This window comes from Dysgonomonas sp. Shenzhen-Wh21, from assembly GCF_043392705.1.
GTDB lineage: Bacteria > Bacteroidota > Bacteroidia > Bacteroidales > Dysgonomonadaceae > Dysgonomonas.
Genome location: NZ_JAIXHZ010000085.1, coordinates 39,168 through 47,791 on the forward strand (window position 1 = coordinate 39,168; position 8,624 = coordinate 47,791).

Annotated in this window: 9 protein-coding genes and 1 pseudogene; 2 read left to right on the top strand and 8 right to left on the bottom strand. The window is 34.5% G+C overall.

What is annotated here, in order from left to right; genetic code table 11:
• Position 1: 1 nt before the first annotated feature.
• Both LDB17_RS05940 and LDB17_RS05945 read left to right on the top strand, forming a co-directional pair.
• A complete protein-coding gene (locus tag LDB17_RS05940) occupies positions 2 to 385 on the top strand; it encodes a CD225/dispanin family protein (protein ID WP_006842542.1) in 384 nt (127 codons plus the stop codon).
• Positions 386 to 448: 63 nt separating this feature from the next.
• Positions 449 to 862, top strand: a complete 414-nt coding sequence (locus LDB17_RS05945) for a DUF2752 domain-containing protein (protein WP_252636598.1) — start codon at positions 449 to 451, stop codon at positions 860 to 862.
• Between the two features lie 30 nt (positions 863 to 892).
• Here LDB17_RS05945 and LDB17_RS05950 read toward each other — a convergent pair whose 3' ends face one another.
• The 8 genes and pseudogenes from LDB17_RS05950 to LDB17_RS05985 form a co-directional block, all read right to left on the bottom strand.
• Positions 893 to 2,014 (bottom strand): aspartate aminotransferase family protein, encoded by a 1,122-nt coding sequence (locus LDB17_RS05950; RefSeq protein WP_252636599.1) that lies wholly within the window; start codon positions 2,012 to 2,014, stop codon positions 893 to 895.
• 14 nt (positions 2,015 to 2,028) lie between these two features.
• A complete protein-coding gene (locus LDB17_RS05955; RefSeq protein ID WP_393924933.1) occupies positions 2,029 to 3,366 on the bottom strand; it encodes a hypothetical protein in 1,338 nt (445 codons plus the stop codon).
• Positions 3,367 to 3,377: 11 nt separating this feature from the next.
• On the bottom strand, positions 3,378 to 4,733 hold the full coding sequence (locus LDB17_RS05960; protein WP_252636601.1) for a hypothetical protein: 1,356 nt from the start codon (positions 4,731 to 4,733) through the stop codon (positions 3,378 to 3,380).
• Between the two features lie 228 nt (positions 4,734 to 4,961).
• Positions 4,962 to 6,092 (bottom strand): glycosyltransferase family 4 protein, encoded by a 1,131-nt coding sequence (locus LDB17_RS05965; RefSeq protein ID WP_252636602.1) that lies wholly within the window; start codon positions 6,090 to 6,092, stop codon positions 4,962 to 4,964.
• Positions 6,093 to 6,101: 9 nt separating this feature from the next.
• On the bottom strand, positions 6,102 to 6,758 hold the full coding sequence (locus tag LDB17_RS05970; RefSeq protein ID WP_252636603.1) for a hypothetical protein: 657 nt from the start codon (positions 6,756 to 6,758) through the stop codon (positions 6,102 to 6,104).
• 10 nt (positions 6,759 to 6,768) lie between these two features.
• Positions 6,769 to 7,737, bottom strand: coding sequence for an N-acetyl-gamma-glutamyl-phosphate reductase (argC, locus tag LDB17_RS05975; RefSeq protein WP_393924934.1), 969 nt, complete (start codon positions 7,735 to 7,737; stop codon positions 6,769 to 6,771).
• 43 nt (positions 7,738 to 7,780) lie between these two features.
• Positions 7,781 to 8,155, bottom strand: coding sequence for a GxxExxY protein (locus LDB17_RS05980; protein ID WP_252636605.1), 375 nt, complete (start codon positions 8,153 to 8,155; stop codon positions 7,781 to 7,783).
• A 46-nt stretch (positions 8,156 to 8,201) separates the two neighbouring features.
• Positions 8,202 to 8,624: pseudogene (locus LDB17_RS05985) on the bottom strand (argininosuccinate synthase); the annotation flags it as partial.

An 8,624-nucleotide genomic window follows, 5' to 3' on the forward strand; every position in this document is an offset into this window, starting at 1 on the left:
TATGTCAGAATTTAACTCAGAAAATCAAAGTTACCAATCTTCTCCCTATCAGGCTAATAATTTAGATGATTTTGCTAAACCTGTTAAACCTGATAATAACTTGGTATTATCAATTGTAGGTACAGTACTTGGACTCTGTTCACCATGCTGTATAGGACTCATATTAGGTGTTATTGCAATCGTGTTTTCGACACAAGTAGACTCAAAATATAATGCCGGAGAATATGAAGCAGCACAGGGAAATGCACAGAAGGCTAAGATTTTTGCCCTGATTGCCATCGGATTATTCGCACTCAATTTAATCTATGGTATTATTATGTTTATCACAGGCGGAATGGATGCTGTACTGGAACAATACAAAGAGGTTCTAAAATATGCAGAATAAATAAATACTAAATAATTAATATATTTGGAAAGGTAATCGTAGCAATTACCTTTCCTTTTTTATATGAGAAAATATATAGGATATATCATTATCATAGCTATTCCTTTAATCATAGCATTTGTCTATTACAATTATTATGCAACAACAGGGAATATATGGAGCAAACAGTGTAGTTTTCACGAGTTCACAGGACTTCAGTGTCCGGGATGTGGCGGGCAACGATCTTTTTATCATCTGCTACACGGAAATATATTGCAAGCATTACGGTATAATGCTCTATTAATAATTATACTCCCCTTCCTGCTATATATATATTTCCTCTTAGCTCAGGTTTACATATTAAAGAATAAGAAATATCTCAAATACTTTAACTTTTCAGAGAAGCTGGGATATATCTTTATCGCCGGATTGGTCATATTCTTTATCCTACGGAACATCCCCATATCTCCTTTTATTTACTTATCTCCTCCTCAGTAAAAGAAAGAAAGTGGCTTTCGCCACTTTGCATTATATTACTTTCTTAAATCTTTCGAGGAATATATTTGCCTGATCGATAGTCAAACAAAGTGGAGGCAATAAGCGGAACACATGAGTTCCTGTAGCTCCTGTAAAGACTTTCTCTTCGAAAAGAAGCTTCGAACGTTTCTCTTTAATAGGTTCATTAAATTCTATCCCAATCATCAAACCTCGTCCACGAACTTCTTTTATCTGAGGGATCTCCTTCAACTCTTGCATCAGGTATTCACCAACATTGTAAGCATTCTCTATCAGCTTCTCTTCTTTCATAATATCCAATACTGCAATAGCTGCAGCACAAGCCAAATGATTTCCACCAAAAGTAGTACCAAGTTGACCATATACAGCCTTAAACATCGGATTGATAAGCACGCCTGCCATAGGAAAACCATTACCGATACCTTTAGCTACAGTTATAATATCAGCTTGTATATCTGCATACTGGTGAGCGAAGAATTTACCACTACGCCCATATCCCGATTGTATTTCATCCAATATAAGAATAGTTCCTGTCTCGGTACAAACATCACGAAGCTGCTTTAAGAAGCTGTCTTCAGGCACTTTTATTCCCGCAACCCCCTGAATACCTTCAATCAAAACAGATGAATACTCTTTAGTTGCAAGCTCTTTCTTTATAAATTCAATATCATTGAATGGAGCAAACACATAATTCGGATTCATATTCACAGGAGCTGAATATGCCGGAATATCTGTAGCTGCCACCGTAGCTGAAGTGCGCCCATGAAACGCTTTGGCAAAGGCCAACACTTTTTTTCGTCCATTATGGAAAGAAGCAAGTTTTATGGCATTTTCGTTTGCTTCTGCACCCGAATTTATCAGAAACAGAAAATAATCGGGATAGCCACATTGTTCTCCAAGTTTCTGGGCAACCTCCTGTTGCAATTTGTTTATTACTGAGTTTGAATAAAACCCAAGTTTATTCAATTGATTTGTTAGTTTTTCTACATAGTACGGATGAGTATGCCCAACCGATATCACAGCATGCCCTCCATACAAATCCAGGTATTCATTTCCCTTGTCATCATATACATAGCATCCATTACCTTTCACTATGTTAATATCAAACAATGGGAACACATCAAATAATTTCATTTTCTATATATTAATTAGTTATTTATTTCTTTTATTGTCTCTATCAATTTCTCTTGCTGAAGTATATACATTCCAAGTCTGTTTTCAGAAATCCCTTCTTTTAGTTTATAGGTATATTCGGGAATATTATCTCGCTTTATAATTTCTAAATAAGCAAATTGTATGTTCGATGTATCGTTCAATTTATAAGCTGCTTCTACAATATGAGTAGATACTGCAAAGAACGAATTCTTCACCTCAGTTAATGCTTCAACAACAGCCAAAGTTCCATCATAAGCATCTTTTACATTAGTACCTCTAAATAACTCATCAAATATAACCAATGCTCTGTTTTCTTTCAATTCGTTCGCCACATATTTTACCCTCAACACCTCAGAATAGAAATGACTATAGCCCGAATTTAGACTATCTGCTATATTTATAGTTGTATATAGCCCTGTTAGAACACTAATATCCATTTTCTCCGCAGGTACAGGAAAACCTGCATGAGCCAAATATACAGCAACGCCTAAAGATTTCAAGAACGTAGATTTACCTGCCATATTAGGTCCTGTTACAAAAATTATATTCCTTTCTGATTCAAACCCTACATCATTCCTTACAGAATTCTCTACAAAGGGATGAAATAATCCATTTATTTGCATTCTATTTTGACCCGATGGCAATATATTTGAATAAGAGAATTTATACTTATTAGCGACCTTTGCTACTGCTATAAATGCATCATATTCATATATAAGATGAAGTAAAAAACGAATTCGTTCTTTATGCGTATAGCGAAATATGTAATCATACTTTGCAGTACTATAACTATCAATCTTTTCGAGGCTTTTGATCTTTAGTATCTCTGAATATTCTGTCTCAGAGAACAAAGCCAGAACTTTATCATTATTTCTTTTTATTAAGGTCGGACACTCTTTTTGTGTCAACATTTTAGAAAAACGATATATTATGTTTATCATATCGATAGTATAATCAACACCTCTTTCAACTATATAATATTCATTCTTAGGGTTTAATTTATTAATAACCTTTTTCTCTATAGCACCCAATTTGGATGGTGGCGTTGTCGGATAATTCTCTTGTATTAAATAATGCTCTACGAAATCAAGAGAATTTTTATCTATTTCCAATTCTTCTTTTATCTGATTGGAACTAAAGAAAGATATTGCCTCTTTTCTTTCGTTTATCTCAAGATAGTCACAAAGAGGATATCTCAGGAAATCATAAAGCTTATTTTTACCACCTAAACAACGGGTAAGATTGAATAAATTGAATATAGACTTTCCTCCCTTTACTGTTTCAAAAAGTTCAAGATCCTTTAATGTCTGACTATCAATTTTAAATTCCATTCAATCTATTTTTATGTACAATTTATATTATTTATCAAATCTATCACACCTTCTTTGTTTATGATATACATTCCAAGCCTTACATCCGAGACCCCCTCTTTCAATTTATAAGTATAAACCGGATGTCCGTCTTCTTCCTTTATATCAAAGTAACTGAACTGAATATTAGCTTTTGACTCCAACTCTCTCGCTGCTTCTACAATATGGGTTGATATAACAAAAAATGAGGTTCTAATTTTAGCAAAAGCAGAAACGACCGCTATTGTTCCATCATAAGCATCTTTCACATTTGTTCCTCTAAAAAGTTCGTCGAATAGAACTAATATCCTGTTATTTGCTTCCAGCCTATGAGCCACATCCTTGATCCTCATTACTTCGGCATAGAAATGGCTATACCCTGTACTCAGATTATCCGAAATATTTATAGTTGTACTCAATCCGGACAAAATACCGATTTTCATTTTACTGGCAGGAACAGGAAAACCTGCATGTGCCAAGTATACAGCGACACCTAGCGCTTTTAGGAATGTTGACTTACCCGCCATATTAGGTCCCGATATGAATAATAGATTCGACAGGTTGTCGAAATGCACATCATTCGAGATAGCATTTTCTACAAAAGGATGAAATAGCCCTTCCAGTTCAAGTACAGTCTCTGTTTCAGGTAATATGTCAGGATATTGCAAATTATATTTAGCAGCAGCTTTTGCCACCGCAAACAACGCATCATATTCATGTACAAGGTCTAGGAAGAAATGTATATGTTTCTTATCGGTATAGCGAAACATATAATCGAGCCTCATTATATCATAAGACTTGTATTTCTTCATATCCTTTATCTCTTTGTATGCCTCTTTTTGGAAAAGCTCCAGAACAATTTCGTTATTCTTCACTAAGAATACAGGAGCATCACCTTCTTTAAGTTTGTCTGCCAAGGCAATGGAAAATTGATATATATTCTTTAGTAGGTCTACAGTCGAAGTAACTCCTTTTTCGGCAAGATAATATTCATTACTGCTTGTACTTATCTTGTCAGCAATCATTTTCTCTATAGCCGTAAACCAAGAAGGCATCCGTGTAGGATAATCGGGCTGCCGTAGATAGTATTCAGTAAAATCCAATGCATCCTTATCAAGATTCAGACCATTCGGGAAATGCTTATGAAAAAAGGCAATCGTCTCCTTTCTTTCCGTGATCTGCTTATAGTCAGCCAAAGGATTAGCAAGATACTCGTATAACTTTTTCTTACCTCCAATGCACTGTGTATGATTAAATAAACCAACAACAGACAGCCCTTCTTTGACTGTTTCAAAGATTTCTAGATCCTTCTTCGTCTGACTGTCTACTTCAAATTTCATATATTTCATGATTATAAGGTTTTATCGGTTCTATACAAAATAGATATACTGTAGAACCTTTTTCCATAAACCTTATCGTTTTTTATTTTAAGAACTCTGACTCTCTACTAAAAGGTGCCAACCAACTGTCACAGGAGCGAAGCGTATGTAAAAGTAACACTTACCAGTATACTCTTTATTGTTACTTTATCCTTAAAAAACTTCTATAATAGTAATCTTATAAGCGGAATATAATCCTTACAATTCTTTCATATAACCTACAATGGTCTTCATTGCCGTATCCCAATTCAATCGGGCTTCGAAATCATGGTAAGCCGACAGAGCCAACTCATTATAATAGCTTTTGTTTTCGAATGTTTTATATATCTGTTGCGCATACTCTTTGGGTTCTACTTGGGGGCTTAGGATTATTCCATTCGTATCATTCACAATAGAGGGAATTCCTCCTGTTGCAGCCGATACACACGGAACAGCATACGACATAGCTTCAGAAAAAACAATCGGTGTACAATCTGCCCGTGATGGGATAAAAAGAAAATGGCTTTGCAAAATCAAATCTTCTACCTTTTTCATCCCTTCGGGAGTAGCTTTACTTATACGCCCATGATTGATTATATAAGGTGGCAGGTTCTCTGCCGGTAGATTATCGATACCTACAATATGTAATTCGGCTGGTTGACGTAGTTCTTCATTCAAACACCTAACAGCATCGATGGCAATATCACCACCTTTACGAAACCAGTCAACACCTAGGAAAAGAATCTTACAAACATCTGTACTTCTTTTTTTAAGTATATCTTTTATCTCCTCTAAAGATATTTTCTGTGTAGAGATATTTCCACCAAAAGGTACAATCCTTACTTTATCCCTATCCGCATTATAATCTTTGATTGCACTATCTGCAGCCCACTGAGAACTATAAATAGCCAAACTACTTGAGTCTAATGATAATTGCTCCATCTGATTTCCTTCTTTAATATACTGCTGACTAAGATTTGAAAAATAGTCATAGTAATTTATCATCGAAGCAAACGTAGCATCAGTATATATAACCTTATGCTTATTTGTTTTCAGATAAGACATAAGAGTAGAGCTGTGAGAAAATAATATATCTGTAGTCGGATTCAGTTGTGCTGAGATCTGCCTTGCATAACTTTTTCCGAATTCGGGTGACCTGTCTGCACGATATATTTTGTTTCGCCCATATAACTTATTCTTTGCCTTTAGCGAGAATGTCCAATCTTCCTGCAAACCTGTTATATAATCCACATTGGAGTATTTAGCCAGATTTGTTGCCATAAAATGTACAGTACCCGACCAATGCTTTATGTCTGTGGATGGAAAGTTTGTTACATAGGTTATGATCATAACTCATAGTTATTTATATGTTCTGACTACAAAATAATGAATTATTTTATTGGAAGAGAATGCATATATTGATAATAATACAAATAATATGATAATTAACAATAAAAAAAAGAAAGGAACTACTATAATTATACCGAAAAATTCTTTTCTAAAAGCCCATAATAGCCCAATAGCTATAAATATATAAACATAAGGTAAAATAATTCTTTCTGTATTATGAGTTATCCATCTATGATAAAACTCTTTATACTCATCCAACTTCACCAATTCTTTAAATATTTTATTAGATGCTTTATACTTTTTTAATCTTCCTAAATTAATAGCAATCCATTTTTTACTTCCTATATACAAAGTATTATACTCATAGTAGTTTTTATCCAATTTGCCTATTAGAACCTCTAGTTGATCAGCAACTATTTTCCCTTTCTTATACTCTCCTTTATCATCAAAAATTCTTATATACATTATTTTCAGATAGATAAACTTTGAAATTGTAATATTTGTATTCGCATTCTCTAAATCATCAAAAAAACTTAGATTGTGCTTATAAAAATTTAAGAAAAGTTCATCTCTTTTCCCTTTTGGCACATCTTTCTTTAGAATATTATCCAGTTCAATAAGGATAGGGTGCTTAGATTTGTCTGAATTATTAGGAGGAGTATACATAAATATTTCTTTAAAAAGCAGATGCTTTCAAATTCAACCCTACAGTTTCTTCCAAACCAAAAATCAGATTCATATTATGCACTGCCTGACCGGAAGCTCCATTTACGATTATATCAGATAAGAATATCGATTTAAAACAAGTTATAAATACAAATAAATGTGTTCTGCATCTTGAGAAGCATGGTAATAAACTGCTTATTCTTTCATGTATCGACAATTTAGTAAAAGGACTATCCTTATAATAATCTTTATACAATTTCTGGGCATCCTCTATTGTACCGTCGTAATTGAGATAGGTAGATACAAAAATACCTCTCGTGAAGTTTCCTCGCACAGGAATAAAGTTAATATCTTCACCAAAATTTGCCTGCAACTGATTTAGAGACTGTTTAATTTCAGTCAGATGCTGATGTTCGAAAGCTTTATAAACTGATATATTGTTTTCACGCCAACTGAAATGCGATGTAGCAGAAGGCTTCACCCCTGCTCCTGTAGATCCTGTGATAGCATTCACATGAATCTCAGAAGTCAGCTTATTTGCTTTTGCCAAAGGTAACAATCCTAGCTGTATAGCAGTTGCGAAACATCCCGGATTAGCCACATAGGAAGACTGCTTGATTCCTTCTTTATTCAACTCAGGAAGACCATAAATAAACTTATTTCCTACTGCTTTATGTCGATAATCTGTAGAAAGATCAATTATTTTCAGGTGATTAGGGATATCATTCGCATCCAAGAACTTCTTAGTATCACCATGTGCTGTACAGAAGAATAAAACATCAATCTTATCATAAGGTAACTGATCGGTGAAACTCATATCTGTTTCTCCCAACAGACCTCCATGTACATCTGTCAGCTTATTCCCTGCATTACTTGTACTATTTACGAATACAAGTTCTACTTGCGGATGATTGAGCAATATCCTTATCAGTTCTCCGGCTGTATAGCCTGCTCCACCTATTATTCCTGCTTTTATCATTTATTTTTATATTTACCACAGAGTGAACGGAGTCTCTCGGAGTTTATAAAATGTATCTCTTGATACCGTCCTTTAATGATTTTACATTAAAATTCATCAAGAAACCAACTTCTACTGTTGAAAGTTTCATATAAGTTAGAAGTTGAGCTGTATGAATATCCAATAGTTCTTTAACTGATTTCAATTCAACAATAACAGTCTCTTCTATTAAGAGATCTATACGATAACCCGCATCAATTTCTATTCCTTTATATTCTACAGGTAATTCTAATTGTTTTTCAACAGATAATCCATTTTTCGTTAATTCGTAGAATAAACATTCCTCATAGACTTTTTCAAACAAACCCGGCCCTAACTCAGAATGTACAGCGTACGCACACTTTAGTATTTCTCCGGTAAGTTCTGCCTGCTTTAACATAAATAACTCCGAGCGACTCCATTCACTCCGTGGTTGATCTTAAATATTATTTTCCGTTTTTCTTCTGCACACTATGATATATCTTATTTGTCATAGCGTATATTTTGGTAAATCCTTTAGCATCATCCGAAGTCCAAGCTTTATTCATTTCGCCATATTCACCAAAGTCTGCCTTCATCAGGTCAAAATCGCTTTCTACACCTACAAGCGTATAATGATAAGGTTTGAGCTCTACGATAACACGTCCTGTGACATTACGTTGCGAACTTTCGAGCATCGCTTCTATATCACGCATCACAGGCTCTAGGTACTGCGCTTCATGTAGAAACATTCCATACCAGTTACCTACCTGATCTTTCCAGTATTGTTGCCATTTAGTAAGCGTATGCTTTTCCAACATTTTATGGGCATTGATGATAACAATAGGTGCAGCAGCTTCAAAACCTACACGTCCCTTAATACCTATAAT